The 23,507-nt window shown below is 67.5% G+C and carries 21 protein-coding genes; 11 read left to right on the forward strand and 10 right to left on the reverse strand.

What is annotated here, in order from left to right; genetic code table 11:
- The 7 genes from ACTJI6_RS20355 to ACTJI6_RS20385 all read left to right on the forward strand — a co-directional run.
- Positions 1–355 (forward strand): IS30 family transposase (locus ACTJI6_RS20355; protein ID WP_440801365.1); only part of this gene is annotated, 355 nt, incomplete at its 5' end.
- Positions 356–718: 363 nt separating this feature from the next.
- Positions 719–1,903 carry an amidohydrolase gene (locus tag ACTJI6_RS20360; RefSeq protein ID WP_440803239.1) on the forward strand — a complete coding sequence of 395 codons (1,185 nt, stop codon included), beginning with the start codon at positions 719–721 and terminating at the stop codon, positions 1,901–1,903.
- Entirely contained in the window at positions 1,900–2,505 is a 606-nt protein-coding gene (locus ACTJI6_RS20365) for a GNAT family N-acetyltransferase (RefSeq protein ID WP_440803240.1), read from the forward strand. Before ACTJI6_RS20360 ends, ACTJI6_RS20365 begins: the two co-directional genes overlap by 4 nt.
- Positions 2,502–4,289, forward strand: coding sequence for an amino acid ABC transporter permease/ATP-binding protein (locus ACTJI6_RS20370; protein ID WP_440803241.1), 1,788 nt, complete (start codon positions 2,502–2,504; stop codon positions 4,287–4,289). Before ACTJI6_RS20365 ends, ACTJI6_RS20370 begins: the two co-directional genes overlap by 4 nt.
- Positions 4,290–4,421: 132 nt before the next feature.
- Entirely contained in the window at positions 4,422–5,354 is a 933-nt protein-coding gene (locus ACTJI6_RS20375) for an ABC transporter substrate-binding protein (protein ID WP_440803242.1), read from the forward strand.
- 55 nt (positions 5,355–5,409) lie between these two features.
- Complete coding sequence (locus ACTJI6_RS20380) at positions 5,410–6,342, forward strand: ABC transporter substrate-binding protein (protein ID WP_440803244.1); 933 nt, start codon at positions 5,410–5,412, stop codon at positions 6,340–6,342.
- A 3-nt stretch (positions 6,343–6,345) separates the two neighbouring features.
- Positions 6,346–7,329, forward strand: a complete 984-nt coding sequence (locus ACTJI6_RS20385; protein ID WP_440803245.1) for an LLM class flavin-dependent oxidoreductase — start codon at positions 6,346–6,348, stop codon at positions 7,327–7,329.
- Between the two features lie 100 nt (positions 7,330–7,429).
- Here the strand turns inward: ACTJI6_RS20385 and ACTJI6_RS20390 are convergent, their stop codons facing one another.
- The 4 genes from ACTJI6_RS20390 to ACTJI6_RS20405 all read right to left on the reverse strand — a co-directional run bounded on the left by ACTJI6_RS20390 (position 7,430) and on the right by ACTJI6_RS20405 (position 11,267).
- The gene (locus tag ACTJI6_RS20390) at positions 7,430–8,767 is read right to left on the reverse strand and encodes an LLM class flavin-dependent oxidoreductase (protein WP_440803246.1); all 1,338 of its coding nucleotides are present in this window, start codon (positions 8,765–8,767) and stop codon (positions 7,430–7,432) included.
- Between the two features lie 15 nt (positions 8,768–8,782).
- On the reverse strand, positions 8,783–9,766 hold the full coding sequence (locus tag ACTJI6_RS20395; protein WP_440803247.1) for an MsnO8 family LLM class oxidoreductase: 984 nt from the start codon (positions 9,764–9,766) through the stop codon (positions 8,783–8,785).
- A gap of 197 nt (positions 9,767–9,963) precedes the next feature.
- Positions 9,964–10,227, reverse strand: coding sequence for a WGR domain-containing protein (locus ACTJI6_RS20400; protein ID WP_440803248.1), 264 nt, complete (start codon positions 10,225–10,227; stop codon positions 9,964–9,966).
- A 95-nt stretch (positions 10,228–10,322) separates the two neighbouring features.
- Positions 10,323–11,267: a LysR family transcriptional regulator gene (locus tag ACTJI6_RS20405; RefSeq protein WP_440803249.1), complete on the reverse strand. Its 945-nt coding sequence runs from the start codon at positions 11,265–11,267 to the stop codon at positions 10,323–10,325.
- An 86-nt stretch (positions 11,268–11,353) separates the two neighbouring features.
- Between ACTJI6_RS20405 and ACTJI6_RS20410 the strand changes: the two genes are divergently transcribed.
- The 4 genes from ACTJI6_RS20410 to ACTJI6_RS20425 are packed head-to-tail and all read left to right on the forward strand — an operon-like array spanning position 11,354 to position 15,138.
- A complete protein-coding gene (locus tag ACTJI6_RS20410) occupies positions 11,354–11,893 on the forward strand; it encodes a TRAP transporter small permease (RefSeq protein ID WP_440803250.1) in 540 nt (179 codons plus the stop codon).
- Positions 11,890–13,173 carry a TRAP transporter large permease subunit gene (locus tag ACTJI6_RS20415; protein WP_126154448.1) on the forward strand — a complete coding sequence of 428 codons (1,284 nt, stop codon included), beginning with the start codon at positions 11,890–11,892 and terminating at the stop codon, positions 13,171–13,173. The genes ACTJI6_RS20410 and ACTJI6_RS20415 overlap by 4 nt, the downstream gene beginning before the upstream one ends.
- 1 nt (position 13,174) lies before the next feature.
- Positions 13,175–14,140 (forward strand): amidohydrolase family protein, encoded by a 966-nt coding sequence (locus ACTJI6_RS20420; RefSeq protein WP_440803251.1) that lies wholly within the window; start codon positions 13,175–13,177, stop codon positions 14,138–14,140.
- Positions 14,137–15,138, forward strand: a complete 1,002-nt coding sequence (locus ACTJI6_RS20425; RefSeq protein ID WP_440803252.1) for a TRAP transporter substrate-binding protein — start codon at positions 14,137–14,139, stop codon at positions 15,136–15,138. The genes ACTJI6_RS20420 and ACTJI6_RS20425 overlap by 4 nt, the downstream gene beginning before the upstream one ends.
- Here the strand turns inward: ACTJI6_RS20425 and ACTJI6_RS20430 are convergent.
- The 6 genes from ACTJI6_RS20430 to acs form a co-directional block, all read right to left on the reverse strand.
- Complete coding sequence (locus tag ACTJI6_RS20430) at positions 15,110–17,077, reverse strand: exonuclease domain-containing protein (protein WP_440803253.1); 1,968 nt, start codon at positions 17,075–17,077, stop codon at positions 15,110–15,112. The genes ACTJI6_RS20425 and ACTJI6_RS20430 overlap by 29 nt on opposite strands.
- On the reverse strand, positions 17,071–17,442 hold the full coding sequence (locus ACTJI6_RS20435; protein ID WP_028720512.1) for a response regulator transcription factor: 372 nt from the start codon (positions 17,440–17,442) through the stop codon (positions 17,071–17,073). The genes ACTJI6_RS20430 and ACTJI6_RS20435 overlap by 7 nt, the downstream gene beginning before the upstream one ends.
- Before the next feature lie 47 nt (positions 17,443–17,489).
- The gene (locus ACTJI6_RS20440; RefSeq protein WP_440803254.1) at positions 17,490–19,292 is read right to left on the reverse strand and encodes a DUF294 nucleotidyltransferase-like domain-containing protein; all 1,803 of its coding nucleotides are present in this window, start codon (positions 19,290–19,292) and stop codon (positions 17,490–17,492) included.
- A 51-nt stretch (positions 19,293–19,343) separates the two neighbouring features.
- Complete coding sequence (locus ACTJI6_RS20445) at positions 19,344–21,059, reverse strand: cation acetate symporter (protein WP_440803255.1); 1,716 nt, start codon at positions 21,057–21,059, stop codon at positions 19,344–19,346.
- A gap of 1 nt (position 21,060) precedes the next feature.
- Positions 21,061–21,363, reverse strand: a complete 303-nt coding sequence (locus ACTJI6_RS20450; RefSeq protein WP_440803257.1) for a DUF485 domain-containing protein — start codon at positions 21,361–21,363, stop codon at positions 21,061–21,063.
- Positions 21,364–21,541: 178 nt separating this feature from the next.
- Complete coding sequence (acs, locus tag ACTJI6_RS20455) at positions 21,542–23,497, reverse strand: acetate--CoA ligase (protein ID WP_440798663.1); 1,956 nt, start codon at positions 23,495–23,497, stop codon at positions 21,542–21,544.
- Between the last annotated feature and the right edge of the window lie 10 nt (positions 23,498–23,507).

Raw genomic sequence — 23,507 nt, forward strand, 5'->3', positions numbered from 1 at the left:
TCGGCCCCTCATGAACCGTCTGATTCATGAGATGTCACCCCTGCCCGCCGAGGCGCGGCGCTCGATCACCTTTGACCGCGGCCTGGAGTTCGTGGCCTGGCGCGAGCTGGAGAGTGGCATGGGCACGAAGGCGTGGTTCTGCGATCCGCAGGCGCCTTGGCAAAAAGGCTCGGTCGAGAACATGAACAGGCGGCTCCGTCGCTACCTGCCCCGAGACACCGCTGTGTTGCAGCTGACGCCTCGTTCGATGAGAATGATGTGTCAGCGCCTGAACGCCACGCCCCGGAAGTGCCTGGGCTACCGGACACCCATCGAAGCGTTTCGAGATGAACTGATAAGACTGGAGGCACCATGACAAACCCTGCCCCGCAGGACTGGTGCATTCAGAATGGAGCCTGCAGGGGGAACGCGACTTGAGGCGCTTGTCCGTTCTGACGGCTCGCTGGCGCCTCTGACGGAAGCCCCTGCGCAGCGAAGCCCCAGCATCCGATACATGATGCTCTTGAATGGCCACGGCTGCCTCATCCCGCATCTCCAGAGCCCAAGAGAAATCAGCCGTTTCCCCGACCAGTCCTGGCGGAAAATATCGCGCGTCTGGCGGCCGAAAAAGACCGACCTGTTTCATTTACGGAAAAATCTACAGCGATATTGTAGTGATTAGCGCGGCGCCCGATTCTCTTGGCTGTCCGCCGCCATTCGAGGAAAGCCAGGAGTATCCATGAACATCGCTGTCAGCCCCCCTTCCGCGACAGCGGCGGCCATCGCCGGCAGCATCGCCGATTTCGTGGCGCTGCGCCGGGAATTCCATGCCCGGCCGGAACTGGCATTCGCCGAACGCGCCACCACCGCGCGGATCACCGAATTGCTGCGACGCTGGGGCTATCGGGTCGAACAATTGACCAAGACCGGCGTCATCGCCACGCTGGAAAACGGCCCCGGTCCGGTGCTGGGCCTGCGCGCCGACATCGACGCCCTGCCCATCGACGAGGCGACCGGCTTGCCCTTTGCCAGCACCGTCCCCGGCGTGATGCACGCCTGCGGCCATGACGGGCACACGGTCATCCTGCTGGCGGCGGCGCATCACCTGGCCCGCAGCCGCAAGGTCCGCGGCACGCTGCGGCTGATCTTTCAACCGGCCGAGGAGATCGGCGCAGGCGCCAAGACCCTGATCGACGCCGGGCTGTTCGACCGCTATCCGGTCGATGCGATCTTCGGGCTGCACAACTGGCCGGGCGTTCCCGCGGGCCGGTTCGGCTTCGTCGAAGGCCCCGCCATGGCCGCCATCGACCGGATCGAGGCGCGCTTTGTCGGGCGCGGCGGCCACGGGGCCGAGCCGCATCTGGCCGTCGATCCGGTGGTCGCCGCCTCCCATGCCATCACCGCGCTGCAATCGGTGGTCTCGCGCAACGTGAACCCGCTGGACATGGCTGTGGTGACCGTGGGATCGATCCATGGCGGGCAGGCGTCGAACGTGATCCCGGATCAGGTGGACCTGACTCTCAGCCTGCGCAGCTATGCCGCCGAGACGCGCGCGCTGCTGACGCGCAAGGTGCCCGCGCTGTTCCAGTCGGTCGCTGCCGGTTTCGGGGCTCAGGCGCGGGTGACCGTCATCGAAGGCTTTCCCAGCGTCGTCAACACCGCCCGCGAAACCCGGTTGGTGCGCGATGTGGCCATCGCGGCCCTGGGCGCGGATGCGGTCATCGCCGATTTCGCGCCGCGCACGGCGTCCGAGGATTTCGCCCATTACCTGCATCACCGCCCCGGCAGCTTCTTCTTTGTCGGCAATGGTGACGGGGCGCCGCTGCACAGCCCCGAATACCGCTTCAACGACGACATCATCGCCCCCGCCGCGACGCTTTGGGCCGCGCTGGCGGAACGCTTTCTGAACGGAATCCCCGCATGACTGACAGCTTTGTCGTGACCTCTCCGACCGATCCGCGCGCCCGTCCGCTGGTCGAGGATCTGATCCGCGAATATGACCAACGCTATGGCACGCTGTTCAGCCAGGGCGGCGCGCGGGACGAGGTGTTCCGCTATCCGCCCGAAGCCTTCGCGGCGCCCCATGGCACCTTCCTGCTGCTGATCCGCGGGGGCGAAACCATCGGCGGCGGCGCCTTCATGCGGTTGGACGCGGACACGGCGGAATTCAAGCGCATCTGGACGCGGGGCGACCTGCGCAGGCAGGGTCTGGCCCGGCGGATCGTGCTGGAACTGGAACGCCAGGCGGCGACGCTGGGCTATACCCGCGTCTACCTGACCACCGGCTTCCGCCAGCCCGAAGCGCAGGGCCTGTATCTGGGGCTGGGCTATCGCCCGCTGTTCGACCCGGCCCTGCCGCCCGAACTGTATGCCACATTGCCCTTTGAAAAGCATATCGGCGCGCAGGCGGGCCGTCTCGGCACCTCGCCCCTGAAACAGCCCGCCGCATCCTTCGAGGCGGCGGCCCAGGCCACCGCCGCCGCCAAGGCCGCCCGGTCGCAACCCCTTGCAGGAGCCGCGTCATGAGTGCCACCGACCTTCACGCCCCCGCCGCACCGCCGCGCCCCGACCTGGGCAGCCTGCGCGTCATCCCGATCCGGCACCGAGCCCGCGCCATCGGCACCGCCGTGGCGGCGGTCCTGCTGGCGGGAATCCTGTATTCGCTGCTGGCCAATCCCCGCTGGGGCTGGCCGATCTTTGCGCAATGGTTCCTGTCCGAACCCGTGCTGGTGGGCCTGGGCCGCACCCTGCTGCTGACCGCGCTTGGCGCCTTCTTCGGGTTCACCTTGGGCACGGTGCTGGCCCTGGCGCGGGTGTCGTCCTCGCCGCTGCTGGCAGGGTTGGCCTGGGGGTTCATCTGGCTGTTCCGGTCGATCCCGCTGATCGTGCTGCTGCTGATCCTGAACAACCTGGGCTATCTGTATGCGACCGTCTCGCTGGGCGTGCCCTTCACCGATTTCACCTTCTTCAGCTATAACACCACGCAGCTGATGACGCCTTTCCTGGCCGCCGTGCTGGGGCTGACGCTGAACCTGGGCGCGTTTTCGGCCGAAGTGATCCGGGGCGGCATCCTGTCCGTGGATCAGGGCCAGCACGAGGCCGCCGCCGCCCTGGGACTGCCCAAGGGCCATCAGGCGCGCCGGATCGTGCTGCCGCAGGCGATGCGGTCGATCGTCCCCACCGCCTTCAACGAGATCATTGGTTTGGCCAAGGGCACCTCGATGGTCTATGTGCTGGCGCTGCCGGAACTGTTCTATACCGTCCAGATCATCTATCGCCGCAACCTCGAAGTGATCCCGCTGCTGATGGTCGCGACGGTCTGGTATCTGATCATCCTGTCGGTCCTGTCGGTCATCCAGTATCACATCGAACGGCATTACGCGCGCGGCGCGCTGCGCACCCTGCCCCCCAACGCCTTCCGCGCGGTCTTTGCCAGGCTGGGGCTGGTCAGCCTGACCCCGCCGCCGAAATCCGCAGACGCCGCCCCCCTGCCCTCGCCGATCCTGCGCGCGCAGCAGCCCGGCAGCGACTGGGCCGGCAGCCTGCCCCAGGGCGGCACCGTGGAAATCCGCGGCGTGACGAAATCCTATGGCGACCTGACGGTGCTGAAGGACATCGACCTGGTGATCCCCGCCGGATCGGTCACGGCGATCATCGGCCCTTCGGGGTCGGGCAAATCCACCCTGCTGCGCAGCATCAACCACCTGGAACGCGTGGACCGGGGCTATATCGCCATCGACGGCGAGCTGATCGGCTATCGCCGCGACGGCGACGCGCTGCACGAGCTGCCGGAAAAGGACATCCTGACCCGGCGCGCCGATGTCGGCATGGTGTTCCAGAACTTCAACCTGTTCCCGCACCTGACCGTCCTGGACAACATCACCGAGGCGCCGATCACCGTGCGCGGCCTGCCGCGCGCCGAGGCCGAGCGGCTGGCCTTGGATCTGCTGGCCCGCGTAGGGTTGTCGGACAAGGCGGGCGCCTATCCCCGGCAGTTGTCGGGCGGCCAGCAGCAGCGCGTCGCCATCGCCCGCACCCTGGCGCTGAAACCCAAGGTGCTGCTGTTCGACGAACCCACAAGCGCGCTTGATCCCGAACTGGTGGGCGAGGTGCTGGACGTGATCAAGGAACTGGCAAGTTCCGGCATCACGCTGATCATCGTGACGCATGAGATCGGCTTCGCCCGCGAAGTGGCCGACCGCATCGTCTTCATGGAACAGGGCCGGGTCGTCGAGACCGGCAGTCCCGCGCAGGTCCTGAACGACCCGCAGAATCGCCGGACCGCCGATTTCATCGCCAAGGTGCTCTGACGGCCGGGACGTGCGGTTCCCTCCTCCCTGATTGCACGTCCCGGCCGCTTCCATCCCCCCGATCCGCATCGCCGGTGCCGCATCTTGGGCACCGGGCGGACCCCTCTCACGCCGAAACGGAAAGAAGGTCTCATGTCCCTGTTTACCCTGTCACCCCGCGTTCTGGCCGTCGCCGCCATGACGCTGCTGCCGATGGCCGCCGTTGCGGCCGAGGAAATCGACCTCAGCCCCGAACAGCCGGGCCGGATCCGCGTCGAAAAGGTTCAGGCGGCGATCGACCTGCTGCCCCCGGATTACCCATGGGTGACGCCCGGAAAGCTGACCGTCGCGGCGGTTCCGAACCGCCTGCCGCTGGCGGTCTATGCGACCGACACTAAGACGCCGGTGGGCAACGAACCCGACATCGCGCAACTGATCGCCGACAGCCTGGGGCTGGAGCTGGAACTGGTCGCCGTCGCCTGGGCCGATTGGCCGCTGGGCGTCGAATCCGGCAAATACGACGCCGCGATCCACAACATCACCGTGACCGAGGAACGGAAGGAGAAGTTCGACTTTTCCACCTATCGCAACGACCTGCTGGGCTTCTATGTCGCCAAGGACAGCAAGATCACCCAGATCGACGACCGCACGGATATCGCCGGGCTGAACGGCGCGGTGTCGTCGGGCACCAACCAAGAGGAAATCCTGCTGCGCTGGATCGACGAGAACAAGGCCGAGGGCCTGCCCGACACCACCGTGTCCTATTTCGACGACGAGGTGGTTCAGGATCTGGCGCTGGAATCGGGGCGCATCGACTTCTATCTGGGGCCGAACGCGACCTCGGCCTTCAAGGCCAGCAAGGACGGCAAGATCCGGCTGGTCGGCACCCTGCCGGGCGGCTTCCCGAACCAGGCCGATATCGGCGTCGTCACCCGCAAGGACACGGGCCTGGCCCCCGCGATCACCGCCGCGCTGAACGCCCAGATCCAGAACGGCACCTACGCCAGGGTGCTGGCCCGCTGGGGGCTGGACAGCGAAGCGATCCCGGAATCGCGCACCAATCCGCCCGGCCTCGCCAAGAAATGATCCCCTCTGCCCCGGTTCGCACGGCCGGGGCGCCCCTCTGCAAGGACCATCCCGAATGAACGTCTTCCTGCGCAGCATTGCCGCCGCCGTGACCGGCGCGCTGCTGTCCACCCTGCCCGCCCTTGGGCAGGACGGACCTTTCGACCTGTCCCCCGAACAGCCGAACCGTGAACATGCCCAGCCGAACCCGCAGGCCATCGCGGCGATCCCGGCCGATTTCCCCTTCGTGACGCCTGGCACGCTGACCATCGGCACCAATCCGGGCGGCCCGCCGCTGTCCACCTATGCCACCGACACGCAGACGGTGGTGGGCGCGGACGTGGACACCGCGCTGCTGATCGCCGAAAGCCTGGGCCTGAAGCTGGAGGTGGTGCCGACCGCCTGGGCCGACTGGCCGCTGGCGCTGCAATCGGGCAAGCTGGACGCGGTGTTTTCCAATGTCGGCGTGACCGAGGAGCGGAAAGAGAAATTCGACTTCGCCACCTATCGCCAGGGCCTGCACGGGTTCTTCGTCCATAAAGACAGCGCGGTGCAGTCGATCAGGGAACCTAAGGACATCGCTGGCCTGACCATCGTTGTCGGCATCGGCACCAATCAGGAACGCATCCTCAACAAGTGGAACGAGCTGAACACCCAGGCCGGGCTGGAACCCGCCGAACTGGTTTATTACGACGACGAGGGCGCCAAGCTGCTGGCGCTGCGGTCGGGCCGCGTGGACGTGATGGTCCAGCCCCACGCGCAACTGGTCTTCATCGCCGCCCGCGACGGCGATTTCCGCAAGGTCGGCACCCTGTCGGCGGGCTGGCCGGAACGATCCGACGTGGCGGCGACCTTCCGCAAGGGTTCGGGCCTGGCCGAGGCCGTGTCCATCGCCATCAACGGGCTGATCGAAAGCGGCGCCTATGGCCGGACCCTGGAACGCTGGCATGTCCAGGACGAGGCGTTGGACCAGTCCCAGGTCAACCCGCCCGGCCTGCCGAGGTTCTGACCCATGGGCATTTCGCATTTCGCCATCCTGATCCCCGGCAATTTCGCCGGGGACGATCCGTTCACCGGCCTGGACGAAACCCTGCGCCTGTTCGAACTGGCCGAGGATCTGGGCTATCACAGTGCCTGGGTGCGCCAGCGGCATCTGGAACGCGGCGTGTCGTCGGCCGCGACCTTCCTGGCGGCGGCCACGCAACGCACCAGCCGGATCGGCCTGGGCAGCGCGGTGATCCAGCTTGGCTATGAAAGCCCCTTCCGCCTGGCCGAGGATCTGGCGACGGTCGATGTGCTGTCGCGCGGCCGCCTGAACGTGGGCGTCAGCGCCGGTCCCGCGCCCTTCGCGCATCTGCTGGACGGCTATCTGCCGCAATGGCCGCAGGGCGAAAGCCGCTATGCCCCGGCCGAACGGCTGGCCCGCGCGCTGCGCAGCGAGCCTCTGTCCGACCGGGCCGAGGCCGGGAACGCGGCGGGCGATCAGATCCCCCGTCTGCAACCCCATGCGAAGGGCCTGACCAACCGGCTGTGGTATGGCGGGGGTTCGACCGCTTCGGCGGAATGGGCGGGCCGCAACGGCTGGAAGCTGCTGACCGGCAATGTCATCACCGCCGAACGCCACAAGGTCTTCCTGAAAACCCAGGCCGACCTGATCCGCACCTATCGCGAGGCCTGGCAGGGCCAAGGGCAGCCGCAGGTCGCCCTGGGCAGGGTGCTGCTGCCCACCGACAGCGCGACGCCCGAACAGCGCGAGAAATACGCCGCTTTCGTGGAACGCCGCCTGCCCCGCACCTGCCAGCCGAACGGGCCGCGGGACACGATGTTCCTGCCCGACCTGACCGGCACCAGCGACCAGATCATGGCCGCGCTGCGCCACGACCCGATCCTGCCGCAGGTCGACCACCTGCGCCTGGAACTGCCTTATGAGTTCGAACCAGAGGATTACCGGCAGATCCTGCGGGATTTCGCCGGGATGTTCGACCTGCTTCGCTAGGCTGGCGGGGCGGGGGGCGCTGCCCCCCGGTCCCTGCGGGACTCCCCCCGGGATATTTGGACCAAGGCAAAAGAGCCTGCGGAAGGGCAGTCCGCCTGGTTCACCCCGCCTTCGCCACGGCCGCCGGTTCCCGGCTATAACGGCTTTCCTTGCGCGGCAGGCCCAGGTGGTCGCGCAGCGTCTCTCCGGGCAGATGGCGGCTATAACGGCCCCGCGCCTCAAGCTCGGGGATCACCAGGCGGATGAAATCGTCCAGCCCTTGGGCCGATACCGCAAAGCCCAGGATGAAGCCGTCGGACGCGCCCGCGTCGATCCAGTCGATGATCTTGTCGGCCACCTCGGCCCCGGTGCCGATGAAATGCGGGCGCGGCGTCGCGGCGGCCAGTGCGGCCTCTCGCAGGGTCTGGCCCTTGGCCTTGGCGTCGGCCTTGATGCGGTCGGTGGTGGATCGGAAGCTGTTCCTGCCGATCTCGCCCAGATCCGGGAAGGGCGCGTCCAGGTCGTATTGCGTGAAATCGTGATGGTCGAAATAGCGGCCCAGATAGGCCAGGGCCTCGTCGATGGACAGCAGCGCCTGGATCTCGCGATATTTCGCCTCGGCTGCCTTATGCGTTTCCGCGACGATGGGAGAGATTCCGGGGAAGATCTTCACGTCGTCGCGCCGACGCCCATGCGCCACGGCGGCATCCTTGACGCGGTTGGTGAAGTCGCGCGTCTCTTCCAGCGAGGGCGAATGGGTGAACACCGCATCGGCGTATTTCCCGGCCAGCCCGATCCCGGCATCCGAGGATCCGGCCTGGAAGATCACCGGCTGGCCCTGCCTGGAACGCGGCGCGTTCAGCGGCCCGGCGACCTGGAAGAACCGGCCCTTGTGGTTCAGAGTATGCAGCTTGTCGGGGTCGAAGAATTGCCCGGTCTCGCGGTCCCTGACAATCGCGTCGTCGTCCCAGCTGTCCCACAGGCCCTGCGTCACCTCCAGATATTCGTCCGCGATCTCATAGCGCAGGGCGTGGTCCGGGTGGTCGCGCGAATAATTCAGCGCGGTCCCTTCCAGAGGCGTGGTGACGACGTTCCATCCCGCCCGCCCGTCCGAGATCAGATCCAGCGAGGCCAATTGCCGCGCCACCGTGAACGGATCGGAATAGGATGTGGAAATGGTCCCGGCCAGGCCGATCTTCTTCGTCGCCACGGCCAACGCCGACAGGACCGTCATCGGTTCGAAGCGGTTCAGGAAATGCGGGATCGACTTTTCGTTGATATACAGCCCGTCGGCGACGAAGGCGAAGGCGATGCCCGCGGCCTCGGCCTTTTGCGCCTGGCTGATATAGAAGGCCAGGTTCACGCTGGCATCCGCCGGTCCGCCGGGATGCTTCCATGAATTCATGTGCCCGCCTGCGCCGTGCAGCATGATGCCGAAGGAAATGGGTTTGCCGGTCATGATGGTCCTTTCCGGTCAGGCCGCAGCCCGACGCGCCTGCCTGGCGATCAGTTCGATGGAGGTCAGCCGCGCGGCGGGATCCGCCACCGGCTGGTCGATGATGAAATCGGTCACGCCCAGATCGGCCTGCAACGCCTGAAGTTGCTGATGCACATCATCGGCGGTTCCGGCGATGGCGGTCGGCTTGCGGATCTCGATCCGGTAATCCTCGCGGCCGTATTGCCGGGCGTATTCGTGGGCCGCGTCCTCGGTCACCAGGTTGACCGCATGGCCGTCGGCAAAGACCGGACGGACGATGCGCAACTCGCCCAGGCGGTCCTCGGCCTCGGCCCGGCTGGGGGCGGCAAAGGCGGCGATGGCCAGGATCGGGCGGCGGCCCGCGATCGCCTGATAGGAATCCAGCACGGCCAGCGTCTTGTCGCGGTCGCCGTCCTGATGGCCCGCATGGACGAAGTTCCAGCCCAGCCGCGCGGCCTGCACGGCGCTGTCGACGCTGCCGCCCAGCAGGAAGCGGTCGGGCAGGACGGCGGCACGCGGCACGATGTCGGCGCCATGATGGATGCCGTTCAGCCAGGCATCCAGATCGGCCAGCTTGCGGTCCAGATCGCGGGCGGACCCCGGCGCCAGTTCGGCCTGGATCGCCCGCGTCGCCAGCGGCAGCCCGCCCGGCGATTTGCCGACGCCCAACTCCACCCGCCCCGGCGCCAGCGACGCCAGCACGGAGAACAGTTCGGCCACCTTGTAGCCGCCGTAATGCTGAAGCAGCACCCCGCCGCTGCCGACCTTGATCCGCCGGGTCTGCGCCAGGATATGCGAGACCAGGATCTCGGGCGCGGCACTGGCAAGGCCCGGCGATCCGTGATGTTCGGCCAGCCAGTAACGGTGATAGCCCAGATCGTCGGCCAGCCTTGCGGCCGCCAGGGTCGTCGCCAGCGCATCCGGCCCCGTGGACCCTTCGGCGATGGGCGACTTGTCGAGAAGGCCCAGACGAAAACTCATGACATGCTCCTTATCCGCAGGGCGCGCTTTGAAATAACTATAGGAATTGTCGTGTTTCAGTAAATGAACGGGGCTTGTCGAATTTGCCGCGCAAACGGCGGGATCGTGCTGTTTGCCGGGCCGTCGAGAGAATGAGGATGCAATCAGGGCAAGCGCGAATCGGCCGGGCGGCAGATCTGCGGGCAAACCCCTAACCCTCAGCCTTGGCCGTCCAGGCGATCCCGGTTTTCGTAACCCCGGCGCAGTTTCCGCCTTTGCCAGATGTCCCGCTCCCGCTCGGCGGGTTCGACCGAGGCGAACCAGTGCCGGCGCTCTTGGCCGCGATGGCCGGAACGGCCCCAGTTGCGGATCAGGACCACGCCCCCGAAAAGATCCGGCGCGATCTCCAGGCTATAGAAGCGCGCCATGTTCCGGGTCGGATCATGGCGGAACAGGTGGATGCTGGGCGGCTGTGTCTCCATAAGGGCAGCTTAGCGCGGGCGCCGGAAAGCGGTCCAATGACGATCCTGAATCGAACGGCGCGGACCGATTCCGTTCCATGATACATCGGTCCTGGCTAGGGGTCGGGTTCGCAGGGGATCAGGGCCATCAGCTCGCTCAGCGCGGGCATGGCGGCGCGGGTCTTGCGGGTCAGCGCGCCATAGGGATCAAGCTGCCGCGTCAGCATCACCGGCAGGATGGCCATCATCCCGCTGGAAACGTAATGCAGCGCGACGGAATGCGGCACCACGGCGATCATGCCGCTGTGCTGAAGAAGGGTTGCGGCCGTCAGGATCGAGGCCGTTTCGACGACGTTCGCGGGCGTCTCCATCCCGACTTCGCGGAAGGAGGCCTCGACCACCTGCCGCAGCGGGCTGCTGCGAGGCTGAAGGATCCAGGCCGCCTCTGCCAGGTCGCGCAACGACAGATCGGGCCGGGTGCGCAGCGGGTTCTGCGCGCCACAGACGATGGACAGGCGTTCGGGACCGATCGGGGTGAAGACGATATCCTGGCCGTGATCGGTCTGGACAGGCCTGCCGATCACCACGTCCAGACGCCCCTGTTCCAGCATCGGGATCAGCACGTCGCTGGTCTCGACGGTGATGGTGATGTCCAGGCGCGGGCGCCTTTGCTTCAACTGGGCGATGGCGATCGACAGGGGACCGGCGGCGGCGGCCGTGATCATGCCCACGGCCAGCCGCCCGGCCGCGCCCGATGCAAGCCCCGCCAGTTCGTCGCGCAGGGCGCCGACATCCGAGATGACAAGATGGGCATGACGGTTCAGCGCCCGGCCATAGATGGTCGGGACCATCCCCCGCCGCCCGCGTTCGAACAGGGGCAGGCCAAGCGCCGCCTCCAGTTCCGCCAACATCTTGGTCGCGGCGGGCTGGCTGATGCCGATCCGGTCGGCGGCCTTGCGCAGGCTGCCCAGCTCCTCGACCGCGACAGCCAGCGAAAGTTGGCGCAGCCGCAGCCTGCCAAGCAGCGATGTCAGCGGTGGAACGTGCATGTTGATAGCCATGGGTTATCATCCCATAGCGCAAAGCAAATTGACAGCTATCACTGCATCGGCTTCCTTTCCGCCATCATCGGAGGAGGATGTGGGAAATGGAGAGACTGGGCAAGCTGGCCCTGCTGGCGCTGCGCGTCTTCATGGTCGCGGCGATGACCGCGATGATCGTGCTGGTGTTTCTGAATGTCGTGCTGCGCTATGGGTTCAATTCCGGCGTCAGCATGTCCGAGGAACTGTCGCGGACGCTGTTCGTCTGGCTGACCTTCATGGGCGCGGTGCTGGCGCTGTATGACCACGGCCATCTGGGCGTCGATACGCTGATCAGCCGCCTGCCCCGCAGCGGCCAGATCCTGTGCGCGATCCTGGGCGACGGGCTGATGCTGTTCTGCTCGGGCCTGCTGCTGATCGGCAGCTGGAAGCAGGTGCTGATCAACTGGGGCAATGCGGCGCCGGTGTCGGGCCTGCCGATCGGGCTGACCCATCTGGCGGCCTTCGTGTCCAGCCTGGGCCTGATCGTCGTGATCGGCGCGCATCTGCTGCGCGTCCTGACCGGACGGGCGGGCAGCCGCGATCTGGTCCAGGTGGTCGAAAGCGAGGATATCGCCCCCGAAATCCGGCCCGAGGCCGCCCGATGACCGTCGCGATCTTCCTGGGTTCGCTGCTGGGGTCCATGGCCATCGGCGTGCCCATCGCCTTTGCGCTGATCCTCTGCGGCGTCGCGCTGATGCTGTTCCTGGGCATGTTCGACGCCCAGATCGTCTCTCAGAACCTGGTCAGCGGCGCCGACAGCTTCCAGCTTCTGGCGATTCCGTTCTTCCTGGTCGCGGGCGAGTTCATGAACGCGGGCGGCCTGTCGCGCCGGATCGTCGACCTGGCGACCTCGCTGGTGGGGCATTTCCGTGGCGGGCTGGGCTATGTCGCGGTCCTGGCGGCCATCGTCATGGCCAGCATGTCGGGATCCGCCGTGGCCGATACGGCGGCGGTGGGCGCGATGCTGATCCCGATGATGCGCAAGGCGGGCTATGACGTGAACCGCTCGGCGGGGCTGATCGCGGCGGGCGGCATCATCGCGCCGGTCATCCCGCCCTCGATCCCGTTCATCATCTTCGGCGTCGCGGCCGGGGTGTCGGTGAAGAAGCTGTTCATGGCGGGCATCGCGCCCGGCCTGATGATGGCGCTGTTCCTGGTCGCGACCTGGTGGCTGGTGTCGCGCAAGGACGCAGTGCCGGTTTCGCCGCGCCAGCCGCTGCGGGTGATCGGCAGGCGGTTCAAGGACGGCATCTGGGCGCTGATGATCCCGCTGCTGATCATCGTCGGCATCAAGGAGGGCATCTTCACCCCCACCGAGGCAGGCGTGGTCGCGGCGGTCTATTCGCTGTTCGTCGGCATGGTCGTATATCGCGAATTGAAGCCCGCGCAGTTGTTCGGCCTGCTGCTGGCGGCAGGGCGGACGACGGCCGTGGTCATGTTCCTGGTCGCCGCCGCCGGTGTCGCGGCCTGGCTGATCACCATCGCTGACCTGCCGCAGACCGTGATCGCCATCCTCGAACCGCTGATCGACCGGCCGATCCTGCTGATGGCCGTCATCATGGTGATCGTGGTCATCGTCGGCACCGCCCTGGATCTGGTGCCGACGATCCTGATCCTGACGCCGGTGCTGATGCCGCTGATCAAGCAGGCGGGCATCGACCCGGTCTATTTCGGGGTGCTGTTCATCATGAACAACGCCATCGGCCTGATCACGCCGCCGGTCGGCACGGTCCTGAACGTCATCTGCGGGGTCAGCCGGATCACCATGGACGACGTGATGAAGGGCGTCTGGCCCTTCCTGCTGGCGCATCTGCTGCTTCTGGCGCTTCTGACGCTGTTCCCGTCGCTGGTGCTGGTGCCGATGGCCTGGTTCATGGGGAACTGAGATGGCGGAAATGCAGATCCCCCGCGACTGGCCGGTCTTCGATGCCCACCAGCATTTCTGGGATCCCCAGGTCAACTATCATCCCTGGCTGTCGGACGAGCCGCCCATCCCCTTCCGCTATGGCGACTACCGGCCGATCCGAAGGCGCTATCTGCCGCCCGACTATCTGGCCGATGCCGCGCCGATCCAGGTCGCGGGCAGCGTCTATGTCGAGACCGAGTGGGATCCGCGCGACCCGCTGGGCGAGACCCGCTATGCCCATGACCTTCACGCGGCCTATGGCTATCCCAATGCCGTCGTGGCGCAAGCTTGGCTGGATCGCGCGGACGCCGCCCGTCTGATCGCCGATCAGGCGCGGTTTCCGCTGGTCAGAAGCCTGCGCCACAAGCCCGCCGCCGCGCCCTCGGCGGACCAGGCGCGGCGCGGACTGACCGGCGGCATGGACGACCCGCGATGGCGCGACGGATTTGCGCGGCTTGGCGCGCATGGCCTGATGTTCGACCTGCAAGCCCCCTGGTGGGAACTTGACGCGGCAGCCGACCTTGCCGCCGATTTTCCGGCGACGACGATCGTTCTCAACCATGCGGGCCTGCCCGCCGACCGCAGCGCCCAAGGGCTGGAGGCATGGCGGCGGCACATGGCGCGGCTGGCGCGGCATCCGAATGTGGTGCTGAAGATCTCGGGGATCGGGCTGAAGGACCGGCCCTGGAGCCTGGCCGACAACGGCCCCATCATCCGGGACGCGATTTCGATCTTCGGCTGGCAGCGGTGCATGTTCGCCAGCAATTTTCCCGTCGACAGCCTGGTGGGCGGCTTCGTCCCCATCTTCGACGGATTCTATCAGGCGACGCAGGGCCTGCCCGAGAACGCCCGCCGCGCGCTGTTTCACGACAATGCGGTCAGGATCTATCGCCCTGTCCCGCAAGCGACCGAAAACCAATCGAAAATGGGAGGAGCCATTCGATGACCCGACTGACGAAAATCTGCGCGCTTCTGGCGACCACGGCAATGATGTCCGGCACCGCCTGGGCCGAGGTGGGCCAGCATGTCCTGCGCCTGGGAACGCCGCTTCCCGACGCCCATCCGATCTCTCGGGCGGCGGTCAGATTCGCCGATCTGGTGGCCGAGAAATCGGGCGGCAAGATCGAGGTCAAGGTCTATCCCGGCGCGACGCTGGGCAACGAATTGCAGATGCAATCGGCCTTGCAGGGCGGCACGCAGGACTTTTCCATCGGCACGACCACGACGCTGGCGGGCATGGTGCCCGAATTCTCGGCCATCGACATGCCCTATCAGTTCCGCAGCACGGCCGAGGCCGACGCGATCCTGGATGGCGGGATCGGCGCCCAACTGTTCCAGAAGCTGGAACCCAAGGGCCTGGTCGGGCTGGCCTATATGGAACAGGGTTTCCGCCACACCACCAACAGCATCCGCCCGATCACCAGATGGGAGGATTTCGACGGCCTGAAGATCCGCGTCCAGCCCTCGAAGCTGTATATCGACATGTTCAACCAACTGGGCGCCAACGCCGTGCCGATGACCATCAACGAGGTCTATACCGCGATGGAGACCCGCGCCATCGACGGGCACGAGAACAGCCTGACCGCCATCGACGCAAACAAGTTCCAGGAGGTCCAGAAATATCTGAGCCTGACCGGCCATTCTTATAACGCCGTCGTGCTGCTGATGGGCAAGCCGTCCTTCGACAAGCTGAACGACGAGGAACGCCAGATCATCCGCGACGCCGCCGCCGAGGCCCGCGACTTCCAGCGCGACCTGACCCGCAGCCAGACCGAGGGCCTGCTGGCCACGCTTGCCGACGACGGCATGGAGATCAACGAGGTCACGCCCGAAGAACAGCAGCGCCTGGCCCAGCGGCTTCAGCCGGTGGTCGATGCCAACCGGGATGCGATCGGGGCGGACTGGATGGCGTCCTTTACGGCGGCGCTTGAAAAGCTGCGCTGACGGTGTTCGCCACGGATGCGGCGGCGGCCGGGGGGTTGGCGTCCTCGATCAGGCGGCGGTGGCGGCTGGCCTCGGACAGGACATCCTCGAACCGGTCCAGGCCCTTGGCCTTCAGGGCGGCGGACAGGCGCAGATAGGCCTCGGCGGTGGCGCGGGTGTCGCCCATCGCGGTGTGGCGCTCCTCGGGCGGGATGGCGATGCCCAGCCGGGCGGTCAGCGCGTCCAGCGTATGCGGCGCCGACTGGCCCCAGACCATCGCCGACAACAGGATCGTGTCCAGCACGCGATTGTCGAAATAGACCCCGGTTTCCAGCGCGGCGCGGCGCAGCATCCCCATGTCGAAGGGCGCGTTATGGGCGACCAGCACGGCGTCCTCGGCAAAGTGGTGGAAGGCCGTCAGCGCGCCGGTCATGTCGGGGGCGCCTGCCACCATCGCATCGGTGATGCCGTGGATCGCGGTGGATGCCGCCGGGATCGGGCGGCCGGGATTGACCAGCGTCTCGAACCGCTCGCCGGTCAGGCGGCCGCGCGCGATGCGCAGCCCGGCGATCTGCACGATCCGGTCGGTCGCGGGATCAAGGCCCGTCGTCTCGGTGTCGAAGACCACGCAGGTCAGGTCCGACAGCCGGGTGGATCCGGCGCTGCGTCCCGACAGGGCGAAGTCATAGGTCAGCCCGGCCTCGTCGCCGCGCATGGGCGCAAGGGGCAAGGGCAGCACCAGCCGGGCCTCGTCCCCGTCCGCCTCAGGCCAGAGGCCGGTGACATGGGCGGCCAGGATCTCGTGCCCGGTCAGTTCGGGCTGCATCGGGTCGGGCGGTTCCGACAGCCAGGCTTCCAGACGGCCGATCGGCACCGGCGGGCCGGTCCAGACCAGCGACAGGCGCGCCTCGGCCCCCTCGGCTTCGGCACGCACATGGGGCGCGATGCACTGGGCGCGCAGGTGCCGGTCCAGATGGCGCAAGAGCCCGTTCAGCGCCGCCGCATCGGCCAGCAGCGCCAGCGGCGGCTGGCCGGGCGACAGGTCCAGCCCTGCGGCAAGCTCGTTCAGGCCCGCCCGGCCCTGCGGCGCGTCGCCGGTCATCCGGTCGGTCAGTTCGCGCACCGAGGCGGCAAGCCCCTGCCCTTCGGACCGGATCGCCTGGGCAAGCGCGGGCGGGATCGGCCCGTCCAGCGCTTCCAGCATCGGCACCAACGTGGCGGCATGGCGGCGCAGGCGCTCCAGCGCCTCGCGCGGGGCGGGGCGTTCGGCGGGGCGGTCGCGCAGCATCAGAAGCGTGCCGCCCTCGACCGCGCGCATCCGGCCCCACAGCCGCTGCCCGGCCGATGTCAGGCAGGTCAGGTCGGTCGAGGCCGCCCCCGCCGCCAGCCGCGCCGCCGCGGATTCCAGGGCGTCCCCCGCAAGATGGCGCGCAAGCGGCCGGTCCAGCGCGATACCCGGCAACAGCCGCGCGGCTGCGGCATTGTAGAAGACCACGCGGCCGCCCGCATCGGTCATCACCGCGCCCGCGCCGATATCGGCGAGGATGGATTCCAGCGTCTGCTTTTCGCGTTGCAGGTCGGCGGCATGTTCGGCGATGGCGTCCGACAGAGCCTCGGCGGTGCGGGCGCGGGCCTCGGCCGCGTCGCGGGCGGCGGGGCCGAGGTCGGCCAGATAGCGCGCCTCGGGGATCTCGGGCGTCTGGCCGGTGCGCAGGCCCCCCGCCAGCAGTTCGATGGGCCGGGCGACGTTGCGGTCGAACAGGAACCAGACCCCGGCGATGATCGCCGCCGCCCCGCCGCCCGCGATCAGCGCGCCTTGCAGCAGCCCGCCTGCCGCGTCGCCGGACTGCGCGGCGCGGGCGGCAAGCCACAGGCCCAGGGCCAGCAGCGCCACCACGCCCGCCGCGAGGCCCGCAAAGATCAGCAGGACGCGGACCCGCAGCGGCAGCCCGGTCAGCATGGCCCGGCCAGCAGCCGCGCCAGTTCGGCGCGCAGTTCCGACAGCTCGAACGGCTTGGCGATGAAGCCGTCGGCGCCAAGCGCCAACCCCTTGCGCCGCTCCACCGCCGATCCGCGCGCGGTCATCATCAGCACCCGCACATCCTTCAGCGCCGGATCGGCGCGCACGTCCTGCACGATCTGATAGCCCGAGACATCGGGCAGCATCACGTCCAGCAGCACCAGATCGGGATGGCTGGCGCGGATTTCATCGACCGCGCCCGATCCGGTGGCCATGCGCCGGTGGCTGTGGCCTTCCCGCGACAGCAGGAAATCCAGCGCGATGGCGATATTGTCCTCGTCCTCGACCACAAGAATGTCTGCCATCGGCGTCCCCTCCTTTGGACGGCGGACCGGCTGCCCGGTCGTGACCTTCATCCCATCAAGCCCTTGCCATGGCCAAGCGCCGATTGCGCGCCCCGCACCACCACGAAGGCGTCGCGCAGATGGCTGCGTTCCAGGTTCGGCAAATCATTCGGCGCCAGGTGGTTGCCCGGCCTTTCGCCCGCCCGTATCTGCGCGGCCTGATTTTCCAGCCGCGCGGTCTGGATCAGGTCATAGGCCGCGATCAGGTCGGCCGCGCCACGCCCGCCGATGATGCCCGCCGCCTGCGCCTCGACCAGGCGGGCGCGGGTGTTGACGGGGGTCAGCCGCCCCTGCAACGCATAGACCCGCGCCAAGTCGATCACCGGCACGACGCCGTTGTGCTTCATGTCGATGCGGTTGCGGTACTGCCCCGACCGCGGCGTGGCGATGGTGCCGATCAGACCCAAGGGCGGGCGGTGCTTCAACGAATTCTCGATCATGTTGTACAGAAAGATCGGCTTCTCGGCCGCCAGCGCAAGGGTGTTGTGCTGCAAGCCCGCCAGCAGCGCCGCATCCCCGCCGATGGCGCGCAGGTCGAACATGACCGAGGCCAGCATCTGCGCCTCGGGGTTGGGGTGGTCGATCCAGTCGCGGAAATAGCCCCGCCAGACCGCGCGCGGCTGGCGCCAGCGCGGATTGGTCGCCATCATGTCGCCGGGGCAATGGACATAGCCGCAGGCGTTCAGCCCGTCGCTGACGATGTGCGCAAGATCGGCGAACCACGGATGGTCCGGGTCGCAATCGTCGCCCAGGATCAGGCAGTTGTCCTGGTCCGACACGCCGGTCTGTTCCTGCCGGCCCTGGCTGCCACAGGCCGCCCAGAGCCAAGGGCCGGGGGCGGGGCCCAGGTCCGCCTCGGCCAGGGCCAGCAGGCGGCGCGTCACCGCGTCGGCGATGTCGGTGATGGCCCGCGTGATCGCCTCGTGCCGGTAATTGGCGCCGACCATCTGCACCAGCAGGCCGGGGATGCGCGCGGTCGCCGCCGCCATGCCCGCCACATCGGCGGCCTGGGCGATGTCGCGGATCACGGCGGATGCCGACAGCGCCTGCACCCGCGTCAGGTCGGTCTGGCTGACCATGCCGACGAAGCGGCCCTGTTCCACCACCGGCAGGTGGCTGATGCGGCGTTCCAGCATGATGTTCAGCACGTCATAGCCCAGCTCCGCCGGCGACAGCGTGATCGGACCCGGCGTCATCACCTGGGCGATGGGGGTCTGCGGGTCGCGCCCCTCGACCAGGACGCGGTTCGACATGTCGCGGATCGTGGCAATCCCGACCAGCCGCCCGCCCTCGACCACGCCGATGCTGCCCGCGCCCGCGTCGCGCATGGCGCGGGCGGCCTCGACGGCCGGGGTGTCGGGCGGGCAGCTGAGCGGCGGCTTGGCGCCGATCAGGTCGCCCACCTTCAGCACCGCCAGGTCGCTGGGCCGCGCCCCGCCCCGGTCGAAGAAGCGCGCGACCGCAGGCTGGCTGTCGATCAGCCGCATCAGTTCGTCGCGGGGCAGCATCAGGACGGTCGCGTCCGTGGTCACCGTGGCAGTGGTGACGGCCAGGCCGTCGCGCAGCAGGCCCCGTTCGCCAAAGGAATTGCGGGGGCCGAGTTCCGACACGCAGTCGCCGCTGGCGTCCAGGATGCGCACCGCGCCGCTTTCGATCAGATAGATGCCCGGCAGCGCCTCGCCCTGGCGATAGATCACGCTGCCCGCGGGCCAGTGCCTGCGGCCGAAGGAACGGGCGACCCGCGCCCGTTCGTCCTGCGGCAGGCTGTCATAGGGATGGATCGTGGCGATGAAGTCCTGGGTCCGGGTCATTCGCATCTCGCGCGGGAAGGCCGCGCCCCCGGCAAGGGGCGCGGCACGGTTTCAGTGGGCCGAGGCTTCGGCCGCGCCGATGCCGGTTTCCGACCGCACCTGCTGGGCCAGGAAGCCCGCCCGGTCGATCCGCGCGCGCCGCCCGTTGTCCAGCTTCGACACGATCCAGATCGTCAGGAACGCCGCCGTCATGGAAAACAGCGCCGGCGAGGTATAGGGGAACGGTGCCGATCCGACCGGATTGCCCATCGTCGCCTCCCAGACCGAGGGAGAGACCACGGTCAGCCCGACCGACAGCGCCAGACCGACGAAGCCGCCGATCACCGCGCCCCAGGTGGTGCAGTCCTTCCACAGAACCGACATGAACAGCACCGGGAAGTTGGCCGAGGCCGCGACCGCGAAGGCCAGCGACACCATGAAGGCGATGTTCTGGTTCTGGAAGGCGATCCCCAGGATCACCGCCAGCGCGCCCAGGCACAGCGTGGTGATGCGCGACACCCGCAGTTCGGATGCGCTGTCGGCGGCGCCCTTCTTGAAGACCGTGGAATACAGGTCGTGGCTGACCGCCGAGGCGCCCGACAGCGTCAGCCCGGCCACCACCGCCAGGATGGTCGCGAAGGCCACGGCCGAGATGAAGCCCAGGAAGATGTTGCCGCCGACCGCATGGGCCAGATGGACCGCCGCCATGTTGTTGCCGCCGACCAGCTTGCCCTCGGCATCCAGGAAGTCCGGGTTGGTCAGCACCAGGGTGATCGCGCCGAAGCCGATCACGAAGGTCAGCAGATAGAAATAGCCGATCCAGCCGGTCGCCCACATCACCGACTTGCGCGCTTCCTTGGCACTGGGGACGGTGAAGAAGCGCATCAGGATATGCGGCAGGCCCGCCGTGCCGAACATCAGCGCCATGCCGAAGCTGATGGCCGAGATCGGATCCTTGATGAAGGTACCCGGCCCCATGATCGCCTGCCCTGCGGCGGCGGCGGATTCGGGCGTGGCGTCGGGGGCGGCGGCGGCCAGGTCGGTCTTGACGCGCACCGCGTCGGCAAACATCGCCTCGGGCGAGAAGCCGTATTTCCACAGCACCATGAAGGACATGAAGGACGCGCCCGCCAGCAGCAGGCAAGCCTTGATGATCTGCACCCAGGTCGTCGCGGTCATGCCGCCGAACAGCACATAGACCATCATCAGGACGCCGACGATGACCACCGCGATCCAGTAGTCCAGGCCGAACAGCAGCTGGATCAGCGACCCCGCGCCGACCATCTGCGCGATCAGGTAAAAGGCCACCACCACCAGCGTGCCCGACGCGGCAAAGACCCGCACCGGCGTCTGCGCGAACCGGAAGGCCGCCACGTCGGCGAAGGTGAACTTGCCCAGGTTCCGCAGCCGCTCGGCCATCAGGAAGGTCAGGATCGGCCAGCCGACCAGGAAGCCGATGGAATAGATCAGCCCGTCATAGCCCGAGACCATGACCGCAGCCGAAATCCCCAGGAAGGACGCCGCCGACATATAGTCCCCGGCGATGGCCAGCCCGTTCTGGAAGCCGGTGATGCCGCCGCCGGCGGTATAGAAATCGGCGGCCGACTTGGTCTTCGAGGCCGCCCATTTGGTGATGTAAAGCGTGCCCGCCACGAAGACGGCGAACATGGCGATGGCGGTCCAGTTCGTCGCCTGCTTGGCGCCCCCCTGGATCACGTCGGCGGCCAGGGACGCACCCGGCAGCATCAGCAGCGCAAGGGCGCCTGCGCCCGAAAGTTTGCGGATCATCTCAGCGCCCCTGTTTGATCTGGTCGTTCAGCGCGTCGAACTCGCTGTTCGCGCGGCGAACATAGATGGCGGTCACGACGATGGTGAAGATGATCACGCCAAAGCCGATCGGGATCCCCCAGGTCATCACGCCGCTGCCGATGCGGGCCGACAGCAGATCCTTGTTGAAGGCGATCAGCAGGATATAGCCGTAATAGACCACCAGCATGGCGATGGTCAGCGTCCACCCGAACCGCGACCGGGTCGTCTTCAGTTTCTGATAGTTTGGACTTGCGGCGATCCGCTCCGCCAAATTCTGTTCCATGGGCTGGCACCTCCTCTGCCAATCATGTCGGTCCGTCCGCCGGCTCAGGGCATCGGTGGACGAGGTCTGCGCGCGTAGGACGGTCGCGGCCGGCCCATCGCAGGCAAGCCGGACCCGGCCTGCGGGCAAGGTTGCGCCCGCAGGGATGGTTCTTTCGGAATGGGACGGGCTGGCTGCCCTACCCTTTGTTCATTCTGTTTTTGATGAGGTCGTCGACGACCTCTGGTTCGGCGAGGGTGGAGATGTCGCCGAGGGTGGCGTAGTCGTTTTCGGCGATCTTGCGCAGGATCCGGCGCATGATCTTGCCCGAGCGGGTCTTGGGCATCCCAGGCGCCCATTGGATCAGGTCCGGCTTGGCGATCGGGCCGATCTCGGTGCGGACCCATTTCTCCAGCTCGGCCCGCAGCGCGTCCGAGGGCTCGACCCCGTTCATCAGCGTCACATAGGCATAGATGCCCTGCCCCTTCAGCGGATGCGGATAGCCCACCACGGCGGCCTCGGCGACCTTCTCGTGGGCGACCAGGGCCGATTCGACCTCGGCCGTGCCCATCCGGTGGCCCGACACGTTGATCACGTCGTCCACCCGGCCGGTGATCCAGTAATAGCCATCCTCGTCGCGCCGGCAGCCGTCGCCGGTGAAGTAGTAACCCGGATATTGCTGGAAATAGGCCTCTTCGAACCGCTGGTGGTCGCCCCACAGCGTGCGCATCTGGCCGGGCCAGCTGTCGGCGATGCACAAGACCCCCTCGGCCGGGTTGCCCTCTTGCACGGCGCCGGTCTGGGCGTCCAGCACCGCGGGCCTGATGCCGAAGAAGGGCAGCGTGGCGGAGCCGGGCTTGGTCGGGATGGCGCCGGGCAGCGGCGTGATCAGATGCCCGCCGGTCTCGGTCTGCCACCAGGTGTCGACGATCGGGCAGCGGCCCTTGCCGATGTTGTCGTTGTACCAGTGCCAGGCCTCGGGGTTGATCGGTTCGCCCACGGTGCCCAGGATGCGCAGGGACGACAGGTCGTGGCCCTGGATCGGATCGGTGCCCTTGGCCATCAGCGACCGGATCGCGGTCGGCGCGGTATAGAACTGCGTCACCCGGTGCTTGGCGCAGACCTCCCAGAAGCGGCCGGCGTCGGGATAGGTGGGCACCCCCTCGAACATCACCGTGGTGGCGCCGTTGGCCAGCGGGCCATAGACGATATAGCTGTGGCCCGTCACCCAGCCCACGTCGGCCGTGCACCAGAACACGTCGCCGTCCTTGTAGTCGAAGACGTATTGATGCGTCATCGCCGCATAGACCAGATAGCCGCCGGTCGTGTGCACCACCCCCTTGGGCTTGCCGGTCGACCCCGAGGTGTACAGGATGAACAGCGGATCCTCGGCCCCCATCGGCCGGGGCGGGCAGTCCGGGCTGGCCGCCTCCATCAGCGCCTTCACGTCCACGTCGCGGCCCTGGATCCAGGTGGTCTGGTCGCCGGTATGCTTGACGACCAGGCAGCGCACCCGGTCCGAGCAGTGCAGCAGCGCCGCGTCGGTGTTCGACTTCAGGTTGGTGCGCCGCCCGCCGCGCGGCGCGGTGTCGGCGGTGATGACCAGCTTGGCGCCGCAGTCGTTGATGCGGTTGGCCAGCGCATCCGGGGAAAAGCCCGCGAAGACGATCGAATGGATCGCCCCGATCCGCGCGCAGGCCAGCATCGCATAGGCGGCTTCCGGGATCATCGGCAGATAGATCACCACCCGGTCGCCGCGCATGATGCCCTGGGACAGCAGCACGTTGGCGAAGCGGTTCACCTTTTCCGACAACTGGGCATAGGTGATGTGCTGGGCGGGGGTGGCGGGATCGTCGGGCTCGAAGATGATCGCGGTCTGGTTCGCGCGGGCGGGCAGGTGGCGGTCGATGCAGTTGACCGAGGCGTTCAGCACCCCGTCCTCGAACCACCTGATCGAGACCCGGCCCAGCGTGAAGTCGGTGTTCTTGACGGTGCCGTAGGGCTGGATCCAGTCCAGCCGCAGCCCCTCGCGCCGCCAGAACGATTCGGGGTCCGCGATCGATTCGGCGTAAAGCCGCGCATAATCCCCAGCCCCCACATGCGCATCCCCGAAACCCGCCGGAACAGGATGCTTTTCAATCGCTTCAATCGTCATCAGCTTGCCT

Source organism: Paracoccus sp. 22332 (assembly GCF_052045125.1).
Classification (GTDB): Bacteria; Pseudomonadota; Alphaproteobacteria; order Rhodobacterales; family Rhodobacteraceae; genus Paracoccus; species Paracoccus haematequi_A.

Excerpts from the sequence above, each read along its gene's own strand:
- ACTJI6_RS20415 (WP_126154448.1), top strand. The coding sequence starts at position 11,890 with ATGACCGTCGCGATCTTCCTGGGTTCGCTGCTGGGGTCCATGGCCATC.
- ACTJI6_RS20375 (WP_440803242.1), top strand. The coding sequence starts at position 4,422 with ATGTCCCTGTTTACCCTGTCACCCCGCGTTCTGGCCGTCGCCGCCATG.
- ACTJI6_RS20430 (WP_440803253.1), bottom strand. The coding sequence starts at position 17,077 with ATGCTGACCGGGCTGCCGCTGCGGGTCCGCGTCCTGCTGATCTTTGCG.
- ACTJI6_RS20435 (WP_028720512.1), bottom strand. The coding sequence starts at position 17,442 with ATGGCAGACATTCTTGTGGTCGAGGACGAGGACAATATCGCCATCGCG.
- ACTJI6_RS20365 (WP_440803240.1), top strand. The coding sequence starts at position 1,900 with ATGACTGACAGCTTTGTCGTGACCTCTCCGACCGATCCGCGCGCCCGT.
- ACTJI6_RS20360 (WP_440803239.1), top strand. The coding sequence starts at position 719 with ATGAACATCGCTGTCAGCCCCCCTTCCGCGACAGCGGCGGCCATCGCC.
- ACTJI6_RS20400 (WP_440803248.1), bottom strand. The coding sequence starts at position 10,227 with ATGGAGACACAGCCGCCCAGCATCCACCTGTTCCGCCATGATCCGACC.
- acs (WP_440798663.1), bottom strand. The coding sequence starts at position 23,497 with ATGACGATTGAAGCGATTGAAAAGCATCCTGTTCCGGCGGGTTTCGGG.
- ACTJI6_RS20385 (WP_440803245.1), top strand. The coding sequence starts at position 6,346 with ATGGGCATTTCGCATTTCGCCATCCTGATCCCCGGCAATTTCGCCGGG.
- ACTJI6_RS20410 (WP_440803250.1), top strand. The coding sequence starts at position 11,354 with ATGGAGAGACTGGGCAAGCTGGCCCTGCTGGCGCTGCGCGTCTTCATG.
- ACTJI6_RS20445 (WP_440803255.1), bottom strand. The coding sequence starts at position 21,059 with ATGATCCGCAAACTTTCGGGCGCAGGCGCCCTTGCGCTGCTGATGCTG.
- ACTJI6_RS20420 (WP_440803251.1), top strand. The coding sequence starts at position 13,175 with ATGGCGGAAATGCAGATCCCCCGCGACTGGCCGGTCTTCGATGCCCAC.
- ACTJI6_RS20405 (WP_440803249.1), bottom strand. The coding sequence starts at position 11,267 with ATGGCTATCAACATGCACGTTCCACCGCTGACATCGCTGCTTGGCAGG.
- ACTJI6_RS20450 (WP_440803257.1), bottom strand. The coding sequence starts at position 21,363 with ATGGAACAGAATTTGGCGGAGCGGATCGCCGCAAGTCCAAACTATCAG.
- ACTJI6_RS20370 (WP_440803241.1), top strand. The coding sequence starts at position 2,502 with ATGAGTGCCACCGACCTTCACGCCCCCGCCGCACCGCCGCGCCCCGAC.
- ACTJI6_RS20390 (WP_440803246.1), bottom strand. The coding sequence starts at position 8,767 with ATGACCGGCAAACCCATTTCCTTCGGCATCATGCTGCACGGCGCAGGC.
- ACTJI6_RS20380 (WP_440803244.1), top strand. The coding sequence starts at position 5,410 with ATGAACGTCTTCCTGCGCAGCATTGCCGCCGCCGTGACCGGCGCGCTG.
- ACTJI6_RS20395 (WP_440803247.1), bottom strand. The coding sequence starts at position 9,766 with ATGAGTTTTCGTCTGGGCCTTCTCGACAAGTCGCCCATCGCCGAAGGG.
- ACTJI6_RS20440 (WP_440803254.1), bottom strand. The coding sequence starts at position 19,292 with ATGACCCGGACCCAGGACTTCATCGCCACGATCCATCCCTATGACAGC.
- ACTJI6_RS20425 (WP_440803252.1), top strand. The coding sequence starts at position 14,137 with ATGACCCGACTGACGAAAATCTGCGCGCTTCTGGCGACCACGGCAATG.